This window comes from Peribacillus sp. NPDC094092 (assembly GCF_050279365.1).
GTDB lineage: Bacteria > Bacillota > Bacilli > Bacillales > DSM-1321 > Peribacillus.
The window spans coordinates 1,073,774-1,095,617 of the sequence record NZ_JBNNUC010000001.1 but is presented as its reverse complement, the minus strand read 5'-3'; the positions used below and the strand labels follow the sequence as shown (position 1 = coordinate 1,095,617).

Genomic DNA, 21,844 nt, shown 5'->3' with positions numbered 1-21,844 from the left:
TTTTCCGTTCTAGCCATGTGCATATTTTTTCCTCCCGCGGAGATACTGTTTTTTGTACAGCGCTCCTGTGAGGAGGGAATAATTTTGTCTCGTAATAAGGTTGAAATCTGCGGTGTGGATACATCAAAATTACCGGTTTTAAAGAATGAGGAAATGAGAAAACTCTTTAAAGAACTGCAAGATGGCGATATTTCAGCAAGAGAGAAACTGGTAAACGGGAATCTTCGACTCGTTTTAAGCGTCATTCAACGCTTCAACAATCGGGGAGAGTATGTAGATGATCTATTTCAGGTAGGCTGTATAGGGTTGATGAAGTCGATAGATAACTTTGACCTAGGTCAAAATGTTAAGTTTTCAACGTATGCTGTTCCGATGATTATTGGTGAAATCAGAAGATATCTTCGTGACAATAATCCGATTCGGGTATCCCGTTCTTTAAGAGACATCGCTTACAAAGCTTTGCAGGTAAAAGAAAAGCTCATAAGCCAGACCCTTCGTGAGCCGACAGCTGAAGAAATCGCCAAGGTGTTGGAAGTACCTCATGAAGAAATTGTTTTTGCACTAGATGCTATACAAGATCCAGTATCACTTTTTGAACCGATTTATAATGATGGCGGGGATCCGATTTATGTACTCGACCAACTGAGTGATGAAAAAAATAAAGATAGTACCTGGATTGATGAAATAGCTATAAATGAAGGCATGAGACGGTTGAATGACCGGGAAAAAATGATCCTTCGCAAACGGTTTTTCCAAGGGAAGACGCAAATGGAGGTAGCCGAGGAAATCGGCATTTCACAAGCACAGGTTTCCCGATTGGAAAAAGCGGCAATCAAACAAATGAATAAAAATATCCAACAGTAGAAGCTGAGCATGAGAAAGTTAGCTGAAGCGGGTAGGGCAAAAATGTCAATACCCGCTTAACGGCTAATTATCCATAGCGGCTTTTTTATTTTGTTGAAAATCACTTCCTGGAGGGATCGTGAGAGTAAGGACGTTTATTTACCGTATTCTTCATCCTTGAGCTCATCATGTCATATACATAGGAATAGGACCTTCATCTATGATGAAATTTTGAGGAGCTGAGTGATGTGACCAGGATTTCCGAATTTCAAATTAAGGATATCGTCAATATAGCGGATGGTAAGAAATTAGGTAATATGTCAGATCTTGAAATCAATACGGCCACAGGGAAAATTGAGGCCATCATCGTTTCAAATGGAACTAGATTAATGGGCTTTTTTGGAAGGGAGCAGGATATTGTGATCCCATGGCGTAAAATAAAAAAAATCGGTGCAGATGTCATACTTGTTGAGCATCAGACCGTTTTTCAAGCAGAAGTGAAAGATGAACGGTTTTAAAGGTGCTTGGCGCAAATATATGATACACTAGACTAAAAATAAAGAGGTTTATAGCATGAAAGAGCCATTTGTTTTAATAAAAGACCAATATATGCTCATTGACAGCTGGAGACAAAATAATCTCCAGCTCGTAGCGGGCTTCACCACAAAAAATGGTGGGGTCAGTACAGGTGATTTTCAAACATTGAATACCGGTTTTCATGTCGGGGATAAACTTGAAGATGTTCAGGGAAACCGCAGGATTATAGCTGATAAGCTTATGTTTCCGCTTAATGAATGGATAGGCGCCGAGCAGACACATGAAACGAAAATCCATAAAGTTACAAGCCGCGATGGCGGTAGAGGTGCTGCGGATTATGAGTCAGCCTTTAAAGCGACTGATGGATTCTATACGAAGGATCCGGATGTTCTATTGACCCTTTGCTATGCAGACTGCGTGCCCTTATACTTTCTTGCTCCGGCACATGGTATGATTGGGGTGGCACATGCCGGCTGGAAGGGTACGGTTAATGGCATTGCACGAAAAATGATTGAGGCATGGCTGAGTGAGGGTATAAAAGCAAGTGAGATATATGCCGTTATCGGACCGTCGATTTGTTCGAAATGCTATGTTGTTGATGATTATGTGATGGATCTAGTGCATAATTTGCTGGTAGATATTGACGAAAAGCCCTATAATTTAATCAGTGAAGGACAATATCAGTTAGACCTTAAGCAACTTAATGCTTTGATTCTTCAAAAATCAGGAATTCCAAAAAGTCAGATCGAAGTTACATCATACTGTACAAGTTGTGATCATGAATTGTTTTTTTCACATCGCCGTGATAATGGGAAGACAGGCAGATTGATGAGTTTTATCGGTTGGAAGGAGGATTTAGGGTAACAGTGAAAGTAGTGGACAATTTAAAAAACATCGAAGAAAAAATAAATAGAGCATGTGAAAATAGTGGAAGGCACCGTGAAGCGATCAAGTTGATCGCAGTGACGAAATATGTTTCGGTCGAGAGAGCGAATGAAGCATTGGAAGCGGGGATACTTGATTTGGGTGAAAACCGTGACGAAGGGCTTTTGACTAAATATGAAGTGTTGAAGGACAAGCCCAACTGGCATTATATCGGTTCCATGCAAACACGCAAAGTAAAGAATGTCATCGATAAAATTTCGTATATCCATTCATTGGATCGCATTTCTTTGGCAGAAGAAATTCAAAAACGTGCAAATGAGCCGATAAACTGTTTAGTGCAGGTGAATGTTTCTGGTGAGGAATCAAAACATGGCCTGGGTCCCGAGGAGACGATTGATTTCATCAAAGGATTATCTAAGTTCGATAAGGTGAATGTAGCAGGATTGATGACGATGGCTCCACTGACCGATGATGAACAGGTTTTGCGGGAATGCTTCCGAAAACTGAAAGGCATCCAGGTTGAAGTTCAAAATCTAGGGTTGAAGCATGCACCCTGTACTGAATTGTCCATGGGGATGTCCAATGACTTCATGATTGCCATTGAGGAAGGCGCTACAATGATCAGGATTGGTACAGCACTTGTAGGCGAATAATTTTAAGGAGGTACCCTATAGATGTCGTTCGTATCAAAATTTAAATCTTATTTCGCGCTGGATGATGAGTATGAGTACAAGGATGAAGTGATGGAAGAAGAGGAGGCTGAACCAAAAGTCGTGAAGTCAGCTAAACAGCATCAGTCCGCTTCGGCAGGGAATCATGCCAATCAGAATATCGTAAGTTTGCAAAGCGTACAGAAATCTTCTAAAGTAGTATTATTGGAGCCTCGTGCTTATGCAGAAGCCCAGGAGGTAGCTGACCATTTAAAAAACAGGCGCGCTGTAGTCGTGAACCTTCAACGAATCCAGCATGACCAAGGAAAGCGAATCATTGATTTTCTAAGTGGGACTGTTTATGCAATCAGCGGGGATATCCAAAAAATCGGAACAGATATATTCTTATGTACCCCGGACAATGTCGATGTTTCCGGTAATATTACCGGTTTCGCCGCCGATGAGGAGTACGAAGAAGCGAGGTGGTAATGGTTAATGGGTTTAGTGCTTCAGGGTTTATATTATTTAATTGAAATTTATTCAATGGCATTAATCGGTTACATATTGATGTCATGGTTCCCCAATGCAAGGGAGACATCGATTGGTCAATTTCTGGAAAAGATTTGCGAACCTTATTTGGAACCGTTCAGAAAGTTCATCCCGCCGCTTGGCATGATCGATCTTTCACCTCTTGTGGCTTTGCTGGTACTTAATTTTGCCAGCGGTTATGGAATCTATTACTTACAGACTTTAATAGGATGATCAACAACTAACCTGACATGATCTTACTACACAGCCGGAAGATTCTCCGCTGTGTAGTAGCAACGCAGAGCCGTTTAATCAATTCCTTATGATCGTCCATTAATTTGATACCTAAGGAGCATTCATTCAATCATGAGTATTTATCAGCATTTCAGGCCGGAGGAAAAAGATTTTATTGACCAGGCCATGAATTGGATCGACCAGGTTAAAAATTCCTACGCTCCGAAACTATCTGATTTTCTTGATCCGCGTCAGCAGGAAATCCTTACTTCCCTATTGGGGAATGATCCGGATGCGAAACTGCAATTCAATGGCGGGGGCGATTTCGTAGAGCGAAAACGTGTACTCATTTACCCTGATTATTACTCTCCTGAACCATCGGATTTCAATATCTCCTTATACGATATCTCCTATCCAAAAAAGTTTGTTACGCTTGAACATAGGCAAATACTTGGAACCTTGATGTCACTAGGGGTAAAACGTGAAAAATTTGGTGATATAATAGTGACGGAGGAGCATACTCAATTTATAGCTGCGGGGGAGATGCATTCATATCTCACAGGGAATCTTGAGAAAATTGGCAATGCTTCTGTTTCCATCAGACAGCTTCCGATCGAGGATATCGTCCAAGTTAAAGAAAAATGGGAAGAGCAAGTGACCACCGTCAGTTCTCTTAGGCTTGACAGTGTGCTATCATCCGTCCTGAACATGTCCCGTCAAAAAACGCAGGCCTTGATAACGTCAGGTAAAGTAAAGGTGAATTTCAAGCAAACGGAAAACGTCTCGGAAGAATGCCGTGAAGGTGATGCACTTTCCATCAGAGGTTTTGGCAGATGTAAAATAGCTTCAATCGATGGGAAAACCAAGAAGGATAAGTGGAGGATCTCGTTAGGCAGACAAAAATAATTCAATAAAAAGCAGGATTTATAAATTTATTGTCGAATATAGAGTTTTAACATACTAGAGTAGAAACCGTTCTGGAGGTGCCGTAATGCCCTTAACCCCGATAGATATACATAACAAGGAGTTTAACAAAGTATTTCGTGGGTATGATGAAGATGAAGTAAATGAATTTCTCGACCAGGTCATTAAAGATTATGAACTGATTTTGAGGGAGAAGAAGGAACTTGAAGATAAACTGAACGAGACTTTTGATCGTTTGGGACATTTTACGACAATTGAGGGAACACTTAACAAGTCGATTATTGTCGCTCAGGAAGCAGCCGAAGAATTAAGGCGCAATGCCCAAAAAGAAGCGAAACTGATCATAAAGGAAGCAGAGAAAAACGCGGACAGGATCGTCAATGAGTCACTCGTGAAAGCAAGGAAAATAGCGATGGATATTGAGGATTTGAAAAAGCAATCCAAAGTATTCCGCACGCGTTTCAAAATGCTTGTCGGTGCACAGCTCGATTTGCTGGACAATGACGATTGGGATCATCTTCTGGATTATGAAGTGGATGCGACTGAAATAGAATTAAATGAGAGAGTGGAAGAGGAAATTTAAACGATTCCTTGACTTTGAACACTTTTTTCGCATATAATTTTTTAACAATACTATTCATTATGAAATTAGACGATGACAGGGAAAGTAAATTCTTCACACACTTATTTTTAGCGAACCGGGGATGGTGAAAGCCCGGAATAAGCGAAGAAATTGAAGATCACCCTTGAGTTCTGAGTTGAACCTGCTTTTGCAGTAAGTAAATGAGGCGTTTCATTCACGTTACGAATGCTCGAGAGGTTGGATTCACTTTGTGAATCTTTCTAGCCAGGGTGGTACCGCGGGAAGCTAAGCTTTCTCGTCCCTTTTTTAGGGATGAGAGGGCTTTTTATTTTGGCCGGATATCAAGTCATCGGTTCGAATGAATTTATGTAAAGACGGATGGAGGATTTTATGATGGAATACAAAGATACCTTATTGATGCCTAAAACTGAATTTCCAATGCGGGGGAATTTGCCGAAACGTGAACCGGAAATCCAAGAAAAATGGAAAGAAATGAACATCTATAAAAAAGTGCAAGAACACACGGAAGGACGTCCTTTATTCATTTTGCATGATGGACCTCCGTATGCCAACGGCGATATCCATATGGGCCATGCAATGAATAAGGTTTTAAAGGATTTCATTGTCCGTTTTAAATCAATGAGCGGTTTTCAAGCACCGTATGTACCTGGCTGGGATACGCATGGGCTTCCGATCGAAACGGCATTGACAAAAAAAGGCGTGAAACGGAAAGAAATGAGCGTTGCCGAATTCAGAAAGCTTTGTGAAGAGTATGCTTATGGTCAGATTAACAATCAACGTGAGCAGTTTAAGAGAATAGGGGTCCGTGGTGATTGGGATAATCCTTACATCACATTAAAGCCTGAATATGAAGCCCAGCAAATCAAGGTGTTCGGTGAAATGGCGAAAAAAGGCTATATTTATAAAGGGAAAAAACCTGTTTACTGGTCCCCTTCAAGTGAATCAGCTCTTGCCGAAGCAGAAATTGAATATCAAGACAAACGTTCTGCGTCCATCTATGTTGCTTTTGAAGTCACAGATGGCAAAGGTGTAATCGAAGAAGGCGTCAAAATCATCATCTGGACGACAACTCCATGGACGATTCCGGCTAATCTTGGTATTTCATTGCATCCGCAATTGAATTACGTAGTAGTGGCTGTCGAAAATGAAAAATTCTTACTTGCTGAGGCACTGCTTGAGTCGGTTACGGAAACATTAGGCTGGGAAAACCCGTCTATCCTGAAAACAGTAAAAGGAAGCGAGTTGGACCGTGCTGTTGCCAAACATCCTCTTTATGACCGCGAATCTTTAGTGATGTTGGGTGAGCACGTAACGACTGAAGCTGGAACGGGTTGCGTTCATACTGCGCCTGGCCATGGTGAAGATGACTTTATCGTTGGGCAAAAATACGGCTTGGACGTACTTTGTCCAGTGGATGAAAAAGGAGTCATGACGGAAGAGGCGGGAGAATTTGCCGGATTATTTTATGATCAAGCGAATAAACCTATTACCGAAAAATTAACTGAAGCAGGCGCGTTATTGAACTTGACGTTCATTACGCACTCTTACCCACATGACTGGCGGACGAAGAAGCCAACGATCTTCCGTGCAACAGCACAATGGTTTGCGTCGATCAAAGACTTCCGCAGTGAACTTCTGGAAGCGATTGAAGAAACCAAGTGGGTACCGTCTTGGGGCGAAACGCGCCTATTCAATATGGTCCGTGACCGCGGGGATTGGTGCATTTCCCGCCAACGTGCATGGGGAGTGCCAATTCCAGTGTTTTATGCAGAAAATGGTGAGCCGATCATTACGGATGAAACAATCAACCATATTTCAAATCTATTCCGCGAACACGGTTCAAACATCTGGTTTGAGCGTGAAGCGAAAGATCTTCTGCCTGATGGCTATACACATGAAGGCAGCCCGAATGGTATCTTCACGAAAGAAACGGATATCATGGACGTTTGGTTCGATTCCGGTTCTTCTCATCAAGCGGTACTTGAAGAAAGAGACGACTTGCAACGGCCTGCAGACCTTTATTTAGAAGGGTCCGATCAATATCGCGGCTGGTTCAACTCATCGCTTTCAACAAGTGTTGCAGTTACAGGCAAAGCACCATATAAAGGTGTACTTAGCCACGGTTTCGCATTGGATGGCGAAGGCCGTAAAATGAGTAAGTCGATCGGGAACGTTGTACTGCCTTCCAAGGTCATGAACCAACTTGGTGCAGATATCTTGCGCCTTTGGGTAGCTTCTGTGGATTACCAATCGGATGTCAGGGTTTCCGATCCCATTTTAAAACAAGTTTCGGAAGTTTACCGTAAAATCCGTAATACATTCCGCTTCCTGTTAGGGAACTTGGATGGATTCGATCCAAAAACCGATAAAGTGGCAGTCCAAGACTTGCCTGAAGTCGATCGATACATGCTCGTTAAATTGAATAAACTGATCAAACAGTCTAAGCTAAGTTATGAAAATTATGAGTTTGCTACAATTTATAATATGGTCAATAATTTCTGTACACAGGATTTAAGTTCGTTCTACCTTGATTATGCAAAAGACATCCTTTATTGTGAAGCTCCAAATGGTAAAGAGCGTTTGGCCATTCAAACGGTCCTTTACGAATCATTGGTCAGCTTAACCAAATTGGTGTCACCGATCCTTTCTCATACAGCTGATGAAGTATGGGCGTTCATTCCGGGTGTAACGGAAGAAAGTGTACAGTTGACATTGATGCCTGAAGAAGTTTCCGTTAATGATGCTGAAGTCATTGAAGAAAAATGGACGGCGTTCATGGATCTTCGGGATAATGTTCTGAAAGCTTTAGAAGAAGCACGTAACCAGAAGGTCATCGGAAAATCACTGAACGCTAAAGTGATGGTATATGTTAATGATGAGACGAAGAATCTGCTTGATGGCATCAAGGAAAGCTTTGAACAGCTATTCATCGTATCCGAATTCGAAATCGCTGGCGATGTGGCAAGTGCCCCAGCAGAGGCGGTTAAACTTGAGGATATAGCGATCCTTGTTACAAAAGCAGAAGGCGAAACGTGTGAACGTTGCTGGAATGTTTCTAAGGAAGTAGGTCAAGTGGAAGAACATCCAACACTTTGCCCGCGTTGTGCAACAGTCGTGAAAGAGCATTACGTGAATCAATAATTCCCACAAATAAAGCCGGTCCCTATATAAAGGGCCGGCTTTTTTGCGGGAAAGAAAGCTAAAACCGAATAGGGAATTTTACCTTTTTCCAATCTTCCCGATATTCTTCAAGTACAGTTAGCAGACTTATGATTTTCGGATTAGTCATTATTTCTAGTTTGTGCTACAATTCAAAAGTGAAGATTTGATTAGTTTGGGGGAAAAAATGTGTTTTATTATTTGATTGCCCTTTTGGTCATAGCTCTCGATCAGCTGACAAAATGGATGATTGTGAAAAAAATGGAGTACGGAGAAAGCATTGAAATTATTGAAAACCTTCTATATATCACCTCGCATCGTAATCGTGGGGCAGCATGGGGAATTCTACAAGGTCAAATGTGGTTTTTCTACATCATCACCATCGCTGTCATTATTGGACTTGTCTATTATATTCAGAAAATGGCGAAGGAAAGCATTTTGCTTGGAGTTGCACTTGCTCTCATGCTGGGCGGTGCGATTGGTAATTTCATCGATCGTGTTGCTCGTCAGGAAGTAGTGGATTTCGTTCATACCTATATTTTCAGCTACAGTTTCCCGGTATTTAATGTTGCTGATGCTGCGCTTTCAATTGGTGTCGGACTGCTCGTGATTCATATGTTTTTAGAAGAAAAAAACGCTAAGGAGAAAGATAATGGATAAAAGGTTATACAGCATCGATGAAACACTAAAAGGAGTTCGGATTGATAAGGCCCTTTCCACTTTGAATGAGGAATGGTCACGCACTCAGGTCCAGCAATGGATTAAGGATGACCATGTTTTGGTTAATGGCACGGCGATAAAGACGAATTACAAAGCTATTCCTGGCGATACAATTGAAGTGACGATTCCTGATCTTGAGGAATTGGATGCGGTGGCAGAGGAAATGGATTTGGATATCTATTATGAAGATAAAGATGTACTCGTTGTTAATAAACCGAGCGGCATGGTCGTCCATCCGGCACCGGGACATGTATCTGGCACGCTTGTAAATGGATTGATGGCTCACTGCAAGGATCTTTCTGGAATTAACGGAGTCATGCGGCCTGGAATCGTTCATCGGATCGACAAAGATACATCAGGTTTATTGATGGTTGCCAAAAATGATATGGCACATGAGAAACTGGTACAGCAGCTTGTTGACAAAACGGTTACCCGTAAGTACCAAGCTGTAGTTCATGGTGTGATCCCTCATGACTTCGGAACGATAGATGCACCGATAGGCCGCGATAAAAAAGATCGCCAAAGCATGACTGTCACAGATTCGAATTCCAAACATGCTGTCACGCATTTCCGTGTCATAGAACGTTTTAAAGCTTTCACTTTGGTGGAATGCCAGCTTGAAACAGGGAGAACTCATCAAATCCGTGTTCATATGAAATACATTGGCTTCCCGCTGGCGGGTGATCCGAAATATGGCCCGAAAAAGACACTGAAATTAGATGGACAAGCGTTGCACGCGGGTCTTCTAGGATTCATTCACCCACGTACAAATGAGTATATGGAATTCGAAGCTCCGGTTCCGGAAGAGTTTGAAAATCTAATTAATCAATTACGTAGAAGTAAGGATTGACAAATTCGTTTTTCTGATATATTATAATAACAACTTAACAAGAACCTTTAACACAGTTCAGAGAGACTGAGAAGGAAACGGATACGCAAAATGGGCTAACCATGCCCATGGCGATAAAATCCTCATGCCTTCTTGGCATGAGGATTTTTTGTTGAAATTGACCTATCAGAAAAAAGGAATCGGGGTGGCCGACGTGTTGAATGAGAAAGCCATAGTACTTGATGAGCAGGCCATTAGCAGAGCCTTGACGAGAATTGCCCATGAAATTATTGAGAAAAATAAGGGTATTGAGAATTGCGTCTTAATCGGGATACGTACCCGCGGGATTTTCCTCGCTGACCGACTTGCAAAGCGCATCAATCAAATAGAAGGCAAGGAAATAGAACTTGGCGAACTGGATATTACACTTTATCGCGATGACCTTACGAAAAAGACCAATGATGGGGAACCCGTCGTAAAAGGCTCAGACATACCGGTCAATATCACTGACAAAAAAGTGATTTTAGTGGATGATGTTCTTTTCACAGGCAGAACCGTTAGAGCGGCAATGGATGCTCTGGTGGATTTGGGAAGACCTTCTCAGATCCAGCTCGCCGTATTAGTGGATAGGGGACATAGGGAGCTGCCGATCCGTGCGGATTTTGTCGGTAAAAACGTTCCGACTTCCCAATCTGAAAAAATTACGGTTACTTTAACAGAAGTAGATAAAGTAGATCAAGTTACTATATTAGAAAACTAAACAACATGAAAATTTCATATTACCCTTTTAAAGACAGTCCAGAGAGGCTGGCAAAGGGGAGTCAATCGGGAGAGCTGTGCCTACGCATAGGAATTTGCCTTCTGAGAAACCCTCTTTGTATATTGCAAAGAGGGTTTTTACGGTTTTGATGGAATTTTCATGAGGGGGATACGGAAATGGAAGAAACGAAAAGGGATATCGTACTGGATGTCGAGGATGTGCCAAAGGCTGGCCAGTGGATTACGTTAAGCATCCAGCATTTGTTCGCCATGTTCGGTGCAACGGTGCTGGTGCCATTCTTGGTAGGATTAAGCCCGGCGGTAGCGCTGGTTTCAAGCGGATTGGGCACACTTTCATACTTATTGATAACCAAAGGTAAGATACCAGCTTATCTCGGTTCATCTTTCGCTTTCATTACGCCAATCATCGCGGCTAAGGCCCTTGGGGGTCCGGAAGCGGCCATGATCGGCTGTTTTGCAGCAGGGTTCATATATGGGATAGTGGCTTTGATTATCCAAAAAGTCGGATTGCGCTGGTTGATGAATATACTTCCGCCGGTTGTGGTAGGTCCGGTGATTATCGTAATCGGATTAAGCCTTGCTGGAACGGCCGTGGACATGGCAATGTATGATCCACAAGATAAATACAGTGTCACATATATCGTGATAGCGCTGATTACTTTAGCGGTAACCATCATCTGTAACGTGTTCTTTAAGGGATTCATTAACTTGATCCCGATTTTAATCGGAATCATAGTCGGCTACGGCTGTTCGGCTGTTGCAGGAATAATAGATTATGAACCGATCAAGTCAGCACAATGGTGGGAAATGCCTGATTTCATGTTTCCATATGTAACCTATACACCGTCCTTCTCATGGGAAGTCATTGCCATCATGGTACCGGTTGCCATCGTAACTTTATCAGAACATATCGGACACCAGATGGTACTGAGCAAAGTAGTCGGCAGGAATTTTTTGGAAAATCCCGGTTTGCATCGCTCGATTTTAGGAGATGGAGCAGGAATCATGATTGGTTCCTTAATCGGTGGGCCGCCGCTGACATCATATGGCGAAAATATTGGGGTCCTGACTATGACAAAGGCGTACAGCGTATACATCATCGGCGGGGCAGCGTTGACTGCAATCATATTTGGCTTTAACGGTAAGATTTCAGCAGTCATCAGCTCGATACCTACAGCTGTGATGGGCGGTATTTCCATCTTGCTCTTCGGAATCATCGCATCAAGTGGATTGAGGATGCTGATTGATAATAAAGTCGACTTTGACAAGAAAAGGAACCTGATGATAGCTTCAGTCATCCTGGTGTTAGGAATCGGAGGAGCGTTCGTACAACTATCGGAAACGGTATCGCTTTCCGGAATGGCACTTTCAGCCATCGTCGGAATCCTTCTTAACTTGATTCTTCCGGACCGTGAAAAAATATCCGGAGATATATTTGAAAAATAAGATACTGCATCAAAAAAATAAATCACCTTTTAAAAGAAGTCCAGAGAGGCTTAAAAGGGTGTTGCTGTAAAGATGAATGAGAACGGGATGAAGTGTAAATCATCCGTGTCCTCACACTCTTTATGACCTACACCCTGTCCTTAATGGCGGGGTATTTTTTATGGCCCGCATCACACATGTGAAAGGAGCAGGATCGATGAAAAAATTATTGACCATGAATGAATTGACATTAACTGATATTGAAAAGATTTTACATGAGGCAGAGTGTTTTGCCAACGGATCTAGCTGGAATCCAAAGCAGCAGACCACAGTTGCCAATCTCTTCTTTGAACCAAGTACACGTACAAAGTCAAGCTTTGAAATGGCTGAAAGAAAATTGGGACTTGAGGTCATTCCTTTTGATGCGGGTACATCATCCGTGTTAAAAGGTGAAACCTTATATGACACTGTTAAAACGTTAGAAGCAATAGGTGTAAATGCCTTGATCATCCGTCATGAACAGGATAATTATTTTGACGAATTAAATGAGAAGATCGGGATTCCAATAATCAATGCAGGGGATGGCTGCGGAAATCATCCAACCCAATCATTACTGGATTTATTGACGATAAAACAAGAGTTTAAAAGTTTCAAAGGTCTGAAGATTGCGATAATCGGTGATGTAAGGCATAGCCGGGTTGCGAAATCGAATGCAGAAGCATTAACACGTTTAGGAGCAAATGTCGTATTTTCGGGTCCGCCTGAATGGTTTGACAGAACAAACAGTTTAGGAAGGTATGAAGACATCGACCATGCGGTAGCTACCTCGGATGTGGTCATGCTGCTCAGAATACAGCATGAAAGGCATATTGAAAAATATGATCAGGCAAATGGGGATTATCTGGAAAGTTTTGGCCTGACCAAACAACGTGAAAAAAATATGAAACCGGATGCGATCATCATGCATCCTGCTCCAATAAACCGCGGTGTTGAAATAGACAGTGATTTAGTCGAATGCAGCCGCTCAAGAATTTTTAAACAAATGGAGAATGGCGTGTTCATTAGAATGGCCGTATTAAAAAATGTGCTTGAACAATCCGAAGGGGGAAACATTCATGAAAACAGTAATCAAAAATGGAGTATTGCTAGATAATCAAAACTCATTCAAAAAAGCGGACATTGAAATGGAAGGCAAGGTCATCACAAAAATCGGCGAGAACTTGGCAACGGAAAATTGTAAAGTGGTTGACGCTGAAGGGTTACTTATTACATCAGGATTCGTTGACCTGCATGTCCATTTACGCGAACCGGGCGGTGAACATAAAGAAACAATCGCAAGTGGAACGCTTGCAGCGGCAAGAGGCGGTTTCACTACGGTAGCGGCGATGCCTAATACAAGGCCAGTTCCCGATACAGTGGAGAACCTTGAAGCGCTTAACAGGAAAATTGAAGAAACGGCTCATGTAAGGGTACTCCCATATGCATCCATTACGATTAGGGAAGCAGGCAAGGAGTTGACCGACTTTTCTTCATTAAAACAAACGGGTGCTTTCGCCTTTACGGACGATGGCGTGGGAATTCAAGAAGCAGGAATGATGCTGGAAGCAATGAAACGGGCGGCTGCTCAAGATATGGCCATAGTTGCGCATTGCGAAGACAATAGCTTAATCAATAAAGGCTCCGTCCATGAAGGAAGATTCTCTAAAGAACAGGGAATCAATGGAATTCCGTCAGTATGTGAAGCTGTACATATTGCCCGGGATATCCTCCTTGCTGAAGCGGCGGATTGCCATTATCACGTTTGCCATATTTCCACGAAGGAATCGGTAAGGACGGTAAGGGATGCGAAACGAGCCGGTATCCGCGTCACAGCCGAAGTTACTCCGCATCACTTATTATTGTGTGAAGATGATATACCGGGACTTGATACGAATTATAAAATGAACCCGCCATTAAGGGGCCGTGAAGATCGGGATGCATTGATAGAAGGACTGCTTGACGGAACCATCGATTTTATAGCAACAGACCATGCCCCGCATGCGGCAGAGGAAAAAGCGCAGGGAATGCAGCTGGCTCCTTTCGGAATAGTCGGATTGGAAACGGCCTTCCCGCTGCTTTACACCGAATTGGTTAAAAAGGGCATCATTACATTAAAGCAATTGATCGATTTCATGACAATCAAACCATCTGAAAGTTTCTCCCTTCCTTATGGAGAGCTAAAGGAAGGTGCCATTGCGGATATCGTGCTCATCGATTTGGAAACAGAAAAAGAAATTCATGCTGATGAGTTTGCTTCAAAAGGGAAAAATACACCTTTTAATGAAAAGAAATGTTATGGCTGGCCAGTCATGACGATTGCAGAAGGAAAAATAGCATGGGAAAAAGGACGTGTTCAAGGATGAAAAGACAGCTAATTTTAGAAGACGGGACAGTATTCCTTGGGGAAGCATTCGGAGGGGACGTAGAAAAAATAGGGGAAGTCGTTTTTAACACAGGAATGACGGGGTACCAGGAGATTCTATCTGATCCATCCTATTGCGGTCAGATCGTTACACTTACGTATCCATTAATCGGGAACTACGGGATTAACCGGGATGACTTCGAATCCATCAATCCAGCGATATCAGGATTCGTCGTTAAGGAAACAGCAGAGTTTCCTTCCAACTGGCGGAACCAATTATCACTTGATGAATATCTGAAAATGAAGAACATACCTGGAATAAGCGGAATCGATACAAGAAAGCTGACAAGAATCATCAGGAAATCAGGTGCACTTAAAGGGGCACTCTGCAATATCAATAAAGATGCAAATGAAGTGGTTTCCCAGTTGAAAGCAACGGTGATTCCTTCCAATCAAGTCAAACAGGTTTCAACAAAAGCACCATATTCCAGCCCAGGCAGAGGCCCGCGTGTAGTTCTAGTGGATTATGGCATGAAGCATGGGATTTTACGTGAGTTGACGAAGCGCGGCTGTGATGTCGTGGTTGTGCCTTATAACGTCACGGCCGAAGAAGTGATGCAATATCATCCGGATGGCGTGATGCTTTCAAACGGCCCTGGAGATCCGAAAAGTGTTCATGAGACGCTTGAAATGATTCGTACAATCCAAACGCAAGTGCCATTATTCGGAATCTGTTTAGGACATCAATTATTCGCACTTGCAAATGGGGCGGATACGGAAAAATTAAAATTCGGCCATCGAGGTTCTAATCATCCGGTTAGGGACCTTCGTACCGGAAGAGTATCGATCACATCTCAAAATCATGGATATACAGTAGAAGAGCTTTCCATTGAAAATACAAATCTTATCGTGACACATACAGCATTGAATGACGGTACGATTGAAGGTCTGCGTCATAAAGAGTATCCGGCTTTCACCGTACAATATCACCCGGAAGCATCACCAGGGCCGGAAGATGCCAACTACTTATTCAATGAATTTTTACAAATGATTGAAGCTGCAACCAACAAGGGGGAAAAAACATGCCAAAACGCACTGATATAAAAAGCATCCTAGTAATTGGTTCCGGTCCGATCGTCATCGGACAGGCCGCCGAGTTCGATTATGCAGGAACCCAAGCGTGTATAGCCTTAAAAGAAGAAGGCTATCGAGTGATCCTTATTAACTCTAACCCTGCTACAATCATGACAGACAGTGAAATGGCTGACGCGGTTTATATCGAACCGATCACATTGGAATTTGTCAGCAAAATCATTCGTAAAGAGCGCCCGGATGCACTGTTACCTACTTTGGGCGGACAGACTGGCTTGAACATGGCAGTCGAGCTTGCCGAAGCTGGAATCCTGGAAGAATGCAATGTACAGATTCTTGGCACCAAACTTTCCGCTATCCAACAAGCGGAAGACCGTGATCTTTTCCGTACGCTAATGAACGATTTAGGGGAACCAGTACCTGATAGCGACATTATTCATAACTTGGAAGAGGCTTATACATTCGTTGAACGAGTCGGCTACCCAGTCATTGTTCGCCCTGCCTTCACGCTTGGCGGAACAGGCGGTGGGATTTGTGATAATGAAGAGCAACTGATCGAGATTGTTGAGGGTGGCCTGAAAAGCAGCCCGGTACACCAATGTCTGCTTGAGAAGAGCATTGCCGGCTTCAAAGAAGTCGAATATGAAGTGATGCGAGATTCAAATGATAATGCGATAGTCGTTTGTAATATGGAAAACTTCGATCCTGTCGGTGTCCACACAGGCGATTCAATTGTTGCCGCACCAAGCCAAACATTAAGTGACAGAGAGTACCAAATGCTTCGAAACACATCTTTGAAGATAATCCGTGCCTTGAAGATTGAAGGTGGATGTAATGTTCAGCTGGCGCTAGATCCAAATAGCTATCAATATTATGTCATTGAAGTGAACCCAAGGGTAAGCCGTTCGTCGGCACTTGCTTCAAAAGCAACAGGATATCCGATTGCAAAGCTTGCAGCAAAGATAGCCGTTGGTTTGACGCTTGATGAAATGATGAACCCTGTCACTGGCAAAACTTATGCCAGCTTTGAACCGGCACTGGACTATGTTGTTACGAAAATTCCGCGCTGGCCTTTCGATAAGTTCGAAAGCGCAAACCGTAGGCTTGGAACCCAAATGAAGGCGACCGGAGAAGTCATGGCAATCGGCCGTACATTCGAGGAATCAATCTTAAAAGCGGTCCGTTCCCTTGAAGCGGGTATCTACCATCTTAATTTGAATGACGAGTTTGAAGATGGAAAAATAGAGAAACGGATCAGGAAAGCGGGAGATGAACGGTTATTCTATATCGGTGAAGCGTTAAGAAGGGGAATAACGATTGAAACCATACACGAATGGAGCCAGATCGATTTATTCTTCTTGCATAAGTTGAAAAAGATAATCGACTTTGAAAAACAGCTTAAAGAACATTCTTTTGATTGTGAAGTATTGCAAAAGGCAAAAGAATTAGGGTTTTCTGACAAAACGATTGCAGAAATATGGGGAGTTCCCGAAATTGACGTCTATGATTTCCGGAAACAGCAAGGAATCGTCCCTGTATACAAAATGGTTGATACATGTGCTGCAGAATTTGAATCGGAAACACCGTACTTTTATGGGACATACGAAGATGAGAATGAATCCATCGTTACTGACAAGAAAAGTGTCATTGTTCTGGGATCAGGTCCAATTAGGATCGGTCAAGGAGTAGAGTTTGATTATGCGACTGTACATTCGGTATGGGCCATTAAAGAAGCGGGATATGAAGCGATCATCATCAACAACAATCCCGAAACAGTTTCGACGGATTTCAGTATCTCCGACAAACTTTATTTCGAGCCATTGACTATTGAAGATGTCATGCATGTCATCGATTTGGAAAAACCGGAAGGGGTCATCGTCCAGTTTGGTGGACAGACAGCAATCAACCTTGCAGATGGTCTTGTTGAAAGAGGAGTGAAGATCCTTGGTACTTCACTTGAAGACCTGGATAGGGCAGAAAATCGCAATAAATTTGAAAGAGCACTTAAGGATTTAGGCATTCCGCAGCCAAAAGGTAAAACCGCAACATCGGTTGATGAAGCGATCGTCATCGCTGAAGATATTGGTTATCCGGTTTTAGTGAGGCCATCGTATGTTCTCGGAGGAAGAGCGATGGAAATCGTCTATAAACAAGAAGAATTGCTGCATTACATGAAAAATGCCGTAAAAATAAATCCGGATCATCCTGTCCTGATTGACCGCTACTTAACGGGTAAGGAAATCGAAGTCGATGGAATTTCCGATGGCGAAACGGTCGTTATCCCTGGAATCATGGAGCATATTGAACGTGCCGGCGTCCATTCAGGTGATTCGATTGCAGTCTATCCGCCTCAAAATTTAACGGAAAAACAAAAAGAAGTAATCATCGATTATACGACCCGTTTGGCAAAAGGCTTGAATATAATTGGTCTCTTGAACATTCAATATGTCATCAGCAATGAAGAAGTGTATGTGATTGAAGTAAACCCACGTTCAAGCCGAACCGTTCCATTCTTAAGTAAAATTACGAACGTGCCGATGGCTAACTTAGCCACGAAGGTCATCTTGGGCCATACACTTGAAAGCCAAGGTTACAAATCGGGGTTAGTGCCAGAACAAACTGGGGTCTATGTGAAAGTGCCGGTCTTCTCTTTTGCAAAATTAAGAGGCGTGGACATTTCACTCGGACCTGAAATGAAATCGACTGGTGAGGTAATGGGGAAAGATAGCACTCTTGAAAAGGCTTTATACAAAGGACTGGTCGCTTCCGGGTTCAAAATTAAGGGGCATGGTTCGGTGTTATTGACGATATCTGATAAAGATAAGCAAGAAGCGCTACTTTTAGCAAGACGTTTCCATAATATCGGTTTCAAGCTGATAGCCACCAGCGGCACTGCTGCATTATTGAAGCAATCCGGCATCCCGACTGCGATCGTCGGTAAAATTGGCGAAGAAGGGACAAATCTGCTGGATGTTATCCGGAACGGGGAAGCACAATTTGTCATAAATACGTTGACAAAAGGTAAGCAGCCAGCCCGGGATGGTTTCAGAATCCGACGTGAATCGGTTGAAAATGGAGTGACATGCCTGACATCACTCGATACGGCAGAAGCTATTTTAAGAGTGATAGAATCCATGACTTTCTCGGCAGAAGCAATGGGGAAAACGGAAAAAAGTCGTGAGGTGAGCTATATATGATCAAGAAGGAAAGAATGAAGGTGTTAAATCATAAGGAACTGGCCCCATCCATTTTTGAACTTACACTGCAAGGTGAATTGGTTTCAGAGATGAACCAGCCAGGTCAGTTTGTCCAAGTCAAGACAACAGATGGCACTGAGCCATTGTTAAGACGCCCGATTTCAATTTCTTCTTACAACAACAGTGAAAAGCAGTTCACGATGATTTACCGTGCTGAAGGTAAGGGAACGACGCTGTTATCACAGCGTAAAGAGGCGGAATCGGTTGATATCCTTGGACCCCTTGGCAACGGATTTCCCGTTCATGAGGCCAAAAAGGGTGAAACGGCATTATTGGTTGGTGGCGGGATTGGGGTCCCGCCCCTGTATCAATTATCACGGATGTTGGTTGCGAAAGGTGTCAAGGTAATCCATGTATTGGGTTTCCAGACCAAGTCAGCCATCTTTTACGAAAAAGAATTCAGTGAATTAGGTGATACTTATATTGCCACGGTGGATGGTTCATATGGGACAAAAGGATTTGTTACGACTGTAATAGACAAACTGGAGCAAGAGTTTGCAACGATCTTTTCATGCGGACCTACACCAATGTTAAGAGCGTTGGAAGCGGGCCATCGTGAGAAAAAGCTTTACCTGTCCCTTGAGGAAAGGATGGGATGCGGTATCGGTGCATGCTTTGCCTGCGTGTGTCATACAGGGGATGATCCAACTGGTTTCAGTTATAAAAAGGTATGCAGTGATGGACCCGTATTCCGGGCAGGAGAGGTGGTATTATGAGCAGGCTTTCAGTTGAATTACCAGGATTAAATTTGAAAAATCCAGTCATGCCGGCATCTGGATGCTTTGGATTCGGCCGTGAATACAGCCAATTTTTCGACTTGGATATCCTTGGGGCGATCATGATCAAAGCGACCACTCCTGAGCCTAGGTTCGGTAACCCGACTCCCCGTGTTGCGGAAACCTCTTCGGGAATGCTGAATGCCATCGGTCTGCAGAATCCAGGGTTAGAAAAGGTCATCAGTGAAGAATTGGCCTGGCTAGGCGGGTATGATGTTCCCATCATCGCCAACGTTGCAGGATCGCAAATAGATGACTATGTAAAGGTAGCCAGTGATATAAGTAAGGTGGGGAATGTAAAAGCACTTGAATTGAATATCTCTTGTCCGAATGTAAAAGAAGGTGGCATTGCTTTCGGTACGGTGCCTGAAGTTGCCAAAGAGGTGACAAAGGCGGTCAAGGAAGTGTCTTCCGTCCCTGTATATGTGAAGCTTTCACCGAATGTCAGTAATATTGTGGAAATGGCCAAAGCCGTGGAAGAAGGCGGGGCTGACGGTTTGACAATGATAAATACATTAGTCGGCATGCGATTGGATTTAAAAACTGGCAGACCGATTCTTTCTAACAGAACGGGTGGGTTATCTGGCCCGGCAATAAAACCTGTTGCGCTCCGGATGATTTATGAGGTAAGCCAGCAAGTGTCTATTCCGATCATCGGAATGGGCGGCATCGCTACAGCGGAAGACGTCATTGAATTTTTCTATGCGGGTGCAAGTGCTGTTGCGGTGGGAACAGCTAACTTCGTGGATCCCTTTGTATGCCCGACCATCATTGAAGAATTACCGACATTGTTGGATGAGCTAGGATTTGACCATATTTCAGAATGTACCGGAAGGAGCTGGAAGCAGAATGAAACAGTCACTAATTATCGCTCTTGATTTCCCTGACCTCATTCAAACAGAAGAATTCCTAAAACAGTTCCATTCGGAAAAACTGGCTGTAAAAGTGGGGATGGAATTATTTTATCAGAATGGACCGTCAATAATTTCCTTTATAAAAGAGCAAGGTCACGATGTGTTTTTGGATTTGAAGCTTCATGATATTCCGAATACGGTCAAAATGGCCATGACTGGATTGGCAACTTTAGGGGCTGACATGGTCAATGTACATGCGGCTGGTGGACAAAAGATGATGGAAGCAGCCCTGGAAGGTTTGGATAAGGGAACGTCCGCCGGTAAAAAACGTCCATTATGCATAGGGGTTACCCAACTGACGAGTACATCACAAGAACAAATGAACGTTGAGCAAAACATTGCCGGATCCCTGGAAGATTCGGTCCTCCATTATGCAAAACTTACTAGACAGGCAGGATTGGATGGCGTCGTCTGTTCCACCCATGAAGTAAAGAACATACATGAACGCATCGGTCATGAATTCTTAACCGTAACACCTGGAATCCGAAGTGCAGGTGGACAGGCGCATGATCAAAAGAGAATTGCCACGCCTGAACAGGCTAGGGATTTTGGAGCGGATGCCATCGTTGTAGGGAGAGCCATAACGGGGACAGCAGATCCATTAAGGGCGTATTTGGATATGAAAGCAGCTTGGGAGGGAATATCATGTTAAATAATAAGATAGCTGAACATCTATTGGAAATAAAAGCAGTGTACCTACAGCCGAATGACCCATTTACTTGGGCATCTGGAATTCAATCACCCATTTATTGTGACAACCGCTTGACGCTTTCATACCCGGCGGTTCGCAATGAAATAGCGGAAGGATTGAAAGGATTGATTGAACAGAATTTCCCTGAGGCTGAACTGATTGCAGGAACAGCAACTGCCGGCATTCCGCATGCAGCTTGGGTGAGTGAAAAATTAAATGCACCGATGTGCTATGTTCGATCCAAAGCCAAGGAGCACGGAAAGGGCAATCAAATCGAAGGCCGTGCTGTTCCAGGACAAAAAGTGGTGGTTGTGGAAGACTTGATTTCAACAGGCGGAAGTGTGATTACTGCTGTTAACGCGCTGAAAGAAGCTGGATGTGATGTTCTAGGAGTCGTTTCTATCTTCACTTACGAATTGGAAAAAGGAAAAGAAAAATTCGAAGCTGAGGGTATTATTAACCATTCATTGAGTGACTACTCGACTTTGATAAAAGTCGCTAATGAAAAAGGGTACATTACAGCAGAAGAATTGGAAAAGCTAAAAAAATGGCGTGAGAATCCGGCTGATACGGCTTGGATTTCTGCATGAAAATA

Annotated in this window: 21 protein-coding genes; all 21 read left to right on the top strand. The window is 43.1% G+C overall.

The genetic code is table 11. From position 1 onward, the window contains the following. Window positions 1-84 precede the first annotated feature (84 nt). Window positions 85-864: an RNA polymerase sporulation sigma factor SigG gene (gene sigG / locus ACQKNS_RS05135; RefSeq protein WP_034313871.1), complete on the top strand. Its 780-nt coding sequence runs from the start codon at window positions 85-87 to the stop codon at window positions 862-864. A gap of 227 nt (window positions 865-1,091) precedes the next feature. Next, on the top strand, window positions 1,092-1,361 hold the full coding sequence (locus ACQKNS_RS05130; RefSeq protein ID WP_076366653.1) for a YlmC/YmxH family sporulation protein: 270 nt from the start codon (window positions 1,092-1,094) through the stop codon (window positions 1,359-1,361). Window positions 1,362-1,416: 55 nt separating this feature from the next. Next, entirely contained in the window at window positions 1,417-2,244 is an 828-nt protein-coding gene (gene pgeF, locus ACQKNS_RS05125; protein ID WP_427641483.1) for a peptidoglycan editing factor PgeF, read from the top strand. Window positions 2,245-2,246: 2 nt separating this feature from the next. Further along, window positions 2,247-2,918, top strand: a complete 672-nt coding sequence (locus ACQKNS_RS05120) for a YggS family pyridoxal phosphate-dependent enzyme (protein WP_427641482.1) — start codon at window positions 2,247-2,249, stop codon at window positions 2,916-2,918. 21 nt (window positions 2,919-2,939) lie between these two features. Then, on the top strand, window positions 2,940-3,404 hold the full coding sequence (locus ACQKNS_RS05115) for a cell division protein SepF (protein ID WP_427641480.1): 465 nt from the start codon (window positions 2,940-2,942) through the stop codon (window positions 3,402-3,404). Window positions 3,405-3,410: 6 nt separating this feature from the next. Further along, entirely contained in the window at window positions 3,411-3,677 is a 267-nt protein-coding gene (locus tag ACQKNS_RS05110; protein WP_053345253.1) for a YggT family protein, read from the top strand. 132 nt (window positions 3,678-3,809) lie between these two features. After that, a complete protein-coding gene (locus tag ACQKNS_RS05105) occupies window positions 3,810-4,583 on the top strand; it encodes an RNA-binding protein (protein ID WP_427641478.1) in 774 nt (257 codons plus the stop codon). An 85-nt stretch (window positions 4,584-4,668) separates the two neighbouring features. After that, window positions 4,669-5,184: a DivIVA domain-containing protein gene (locus ACQKNS_RS05100; protein WP_034313857.1), complete on the top strand. Its 516-nt coding sequence runs from the start codon at window positions 4,669-4,671 to the stop codon at window positions 5,182-5,184. A 393-nt stretch (window positions 5,185-5,577) separates the two neighbouring features. After that, window positions 5,578-8,346, top strand: a complete 2,769-nt coding sequence (gene ileS / locus ACQKNS_RS05095) for an isoleucine--tRNA ligase (RefSeq protein WP_427642139.1) — start codon at window positions 5,578-5,580, stop codon at window positions 8,344-8,346. 207 nt (window positions 8,347-8,553) lie between these two features. Next, window positions 8,554-9,024 carry a signal peptidase II gene (lspA, locus tag ACQKNS_RS05090; RefSeq protein ID WP_063231919.1) on the top strand — a complete coding sequence of 157 codons (471 nt, stop codon included), beginning with the start codon at window positions 8,554-8,556 and terminating at the stop codon, window positions 9,022-9,024. Next, window positions 9,017-9,934 carry an RluA family pseudouridine synthase gene (locus tag ACQKNS_RS05085; protein WP_427641477.1) on the top strand — a complete coding sequence of 306 codons (918 nt, stop codon included), beginning with the start codon at window positions 9,017-9,019 and terminating at the stop codon, window positions 9,932-9,934. The genes lspA and ACQKNS_RS05085 overlap by 8 nt, the downstream gene beginning before the upstream one ends. A 196-nt stretch (window positions 9,935-10,130) precedes the next feature. Beyond that, window positions 10,131-10,673: a bifunctional pyr operon transcriptional regulator/uracil phosphoribosyltransferase PyrR gene (pyrR, locus tag ACQKNS_RS05080; protein WP_427642138.1), complete on the top strand. Its 543-nt coding sequence runs from the start codon at window positions 10,131-10,133 to the stop codon at window positions 10,671-10,673. Between the two features lie 176 nt (window positions 10,674-10,849). Beyond that, the gene (locus tag ACQKNS_RS05075; RefSeq protein WP_427641476.1) at window positions 10,850-12,139 is read left to right on the top strand and encodes a solute carrier family 23 protein; all 1,290 of its coding nucleotides are present in this window, start codon (window positions 10,850-10,852) and stop codon (window positions 12,137-12,139) included. 196 nt (window positions 12,140-12,335) lie between these two features. After that, on the top strand, window positions 12,336-13,271 hold the full coding sequence (locus ACQKNS_RS05070) for an aspartate carbamoyltransferase catalytic subunit (RefSeq protein WP_427641475.1): 936 nt from the start codon (window positions 12,336-12,338) through the stop codon (window positions 13,269-13,271). Further along, a complete protein-coding gene (locus ACQKNS_RS05065; RefSeq protein WP_427641474.1) occupies window positions 13,234-14,520 on the top strand; it encodes a dihydroorotase in 1,287 nt (428 codons plus the stop codon). Before ACQKNS_RS05070 ends, ACQKNS_RS05065 begins: the two co-directional genes overlap by 38 nt. Next, window positions 14,517-15,623: a carbamoyl phosphate synthase small subunit gene (locus ACQKNS_RS05060; RefSeq protein WP_427641473.1), complete on the top strand. Its 1,107-nt coding sequence runs from the start codon at window positions 14,517-14,519 to the stop codon at window positions 15,621-15,623. Before ACQKNS_RS05065 ends, ACQKNS_RS05060 begins: the two co-directional genes overlap by 4 nt. Further along, window positions 15,602-18,808: a carbamoyl-phosphate synthase large subunit gene (gene carB / locus ACQKNS_RS05055; RefSeq protein ID WP_427641472.1), complete on the top strand. Its 3,207-nt coding sequence runs from the start codon at window positions 15,602-15,604 to the stop codon at window positions 18,806-18,808. The genes ACQKNS_RS05060 and carB overlap by 22 nt, the downstream gene beginning before the upstream one ends. Beyond that, entirely contained in the window at window positions 18,805-19,584 is a 780-nt protein-coding gene (locus ACQKNS_RS05050; protein WP_427641471.1) for a dihydroorotate dehydrogenase electron transfer subunit, read from the top strand. Before carB ends, ACQKNS_RS05050 begins: the two co-directional genes overlap by 4 nt. Next, complete coding sequence (locus ACQKNS_RS05045; RefSeq protein ID WP_427641470.1) at window positions 19,581-20,522, top strand: dihydroorotate dehydrogenase; 942 nt, start codon at window positions 19,581-19,583, stop codon at window positions 20,520-20,522. Before ACQKNS_RS05050 ends, ACQKNS_RS05045 begins: the two co-directional genes overlap by 4 nt. Further along, the gene (gene pyrF, locus ACQKNS_RS05040; protein ID WP_427641469.1) at window positions 20,494-21,210 is read left to right on the top strand and encodes an orotidine-5'-phosphate decarboxylase; all 717 of its coding nucleotides are present in this window, start codon (window positions 20,494-20,496) and stop codon (window positions 21,208-21,210) included. The genes ACQKNS_RS05045 and pyrF overlap by 29 nt, the downstream gene beginning before the upstream one ends. Next, window positions 21,204-21,839, top strand: coding sequence for an orotate phosphoribosyltransferase (gene pyrE, locus ACQKNS_RS05035; protein ID WP_427641468.1), 636 nt, complete (start codon window positions 21,204-21,206; stop codon window positions 21,837-21,839). The genes pyrF and pyrE overlap by 7 nt, the downstream gene beginning before the upstream one ends. Window positions 21,840-21,844: the final 5 nt, after the last annotated feature.

What these genes read in the sequence shown, in the direction of transcription:
- pgeF (WP_427641483.1), top strand. Translation starts at nt 1,417, where the DNA reads ATGAAAGAGCCATTTGTTTTAATAAAAGACCAATATATGCTCATTGAC.
- ACQKNS_RS05115 (WP_427641480.1), top strand. Translation starts at nt 2,940, where the DNA reads ATGTCGTTCGTATCAAAATTTAAATCTTATTTCGCGCTGGATGATGAG.
- ACQKNS_RS05110 (WP_053345253.1), top strand. Translation starts at nt 3,411, where the DNA reads ATGGGTTTAGTGCTTCAGGGTTTATATTATTTAATTGAAATTTATTCA.
- ACQKNS_RS05105 (WP_427641478.1), top strand. Translation starts at nt 3,810, where the DNA reads ATGAGTATTTATCAGCATTTCAGGCCGGAGGAAAAAGATTTTATTGAC.
- ACQKNS_RS05100 (WP_034313857.1), top strand. Translation starts at nt 4,669, where the DNA reads ATGCCCTTAACCCCGATAGATATACATAACAAGGAGTTTAACAAAGTA.
- ileS (WP_427642139.1), top strand. Translation starts at nt 5,578, where the DNA reads ATGGAATACAAAGATACCTTATTGATGCCTAAAACTGAATTTCCAATG.
- ACQKNS_RS05085 (WP_427641477.1), top strand. Translation starts at nt 9,017, where the DNA reads ATGGATAAAAGGTTATACAGCATCGATGAAACACTAAAAGGAGTTCGG.
- ACQKNS_RS05075 (WP_427641476.1), top strand. Translation starts at nt 10,850, where the DNA reads ATGGAAGAAACGAAAAGGGATATCGTACTGGATGTCGAGGATGTGCCA.
- ACQKNS_RS05070 (WP_427641475.1), top strand. Translation starts at nt 12,336, where the DNA reads ATGAAAAAATTATTGACCATGAATGAATTGACATTAACTGATATTGAA.
- ACQKNS_RS05065 (WP_427641474.1), top strand. Translation starts at nt 13,234, where the DNA reads ATGAAAACAGTAATCAAAAATGGAGTATTGCTAGATAATCAAAACTCA.
- ACQKNS_RS05060 (WP_427641473.1), top strand. Translation starts at nt 14,517, where the DNA reads ATGAAAAGACAGCTAATTTTAGAAGACGGGACAGTATTCCTTGGGGAA.
- carB (WP_427641472.1), top strand. Translation starts at nt 15,602, where the DNA reads ATGCCAAAACGCACTGATATAAAAAGCATCCTAGTAATTGGTTCCGGT.
- ACQKNS_RS05050 (WP_427641471.1), top strand. Translation starts at nt 18,805, where the DNA reads ATGATCAAGAAGGAAAGAATGAAGGTGTTAAATCATAAGGAACTGGCC.
- ACQKNS_RS05045 (WP_427641470.1), top strand. Translation starts at nt 19,581, where the DNA reads ATGAGCAGGCTTTCAGTTGAATTACCAGGATTAAATTTGAAAAATCCA.
- pyrF (WP_427641469.1), top strand. Translation starts at nt 20,494, where the DNA reads ATGAAACAGTCACTAATTATCGCTCTTGATTTCCCTGACCTCATTCAA.
- pyrE (WP_427641468.1), top strand. Translation starts at nt 21,204, where the DNA reads ATGTTAAATAATAAGATAGCTGAACATCTATTGGAAATAAAAGCAGTG.